Consider the following 697-nt stretch of genomic DNA (forward strand, 5'->3'; position numbering starts at 1 on the left):
GGAGCTGCACTTCGATAGGTAGTGGATCCACTTCTCTTGGATCGGCGATATAACCGAGCACTTTGGCGTTCGCGGCGGTAATCAGCGTGTTATTGATATCAGCAACAGAAACACCGGACAGCGCCGCTTTTTCTTGATCAACGATGAATTGCCACGTTTCTAAATCACCTTGGATGCTGGTATCCACCTCAGAAACCAACTGTTCTTTGCGAAGCCTATCCGCGACTTTCTCTGCTTGGATCATCAGATCTTCATAAGATGTCGCTTCATCACCGTAAACTTCTGCCGTAATGGTGGCGATAACAGGCGGGCCTGGCGGCACTTCGACTAGCTGCACGTCAGCGTCAAACTTATCTGCAATCTGCTCTAAATCCGCCCTGAGTCGTGTCACCAGTTCGTGTGATTGCATTGCGCGGCGATTCTTCTCTGCAAGAACGACTCGAAGCTCGCCTTGGTATGGTTCGCTACGCATAAAGTAGTGGCGCACCATGCCGTTGAAATCCATTGGGGAAGCGGTGCCTGCAAAGCCCGACACACTTGTCACTTCCGGCACCGTCATTAAATAGTCCGTAAAGCTCGACAGCGCGTTGGAGGTATCCACAAAGCTTGAAGACTCTGGCATGTTTAATACCAATTGGAACTCATTTTTATTGTCATAAGGCAGCAACTTGAGTGGAACTAAGCGAAGTGCTGGCAA

The 697-nt window shown here is 49.8% G+C and carries 1 protein-coding gene; it reads right to left on the reverse strand.

Annotated elements, in window-relative coordinates; all coding sequences use genetic code 11:
* Positions 1–697 (reverse strand): efflux RND transporter permease subunit (locus tag R7044_RS25575; RefSeq protein WP_225456041.1); only part of this gene is annotated, 697 nt, incomplete at both ends.

The organism is Vibrio sp. 1402 (assembly GCF_033340275.1).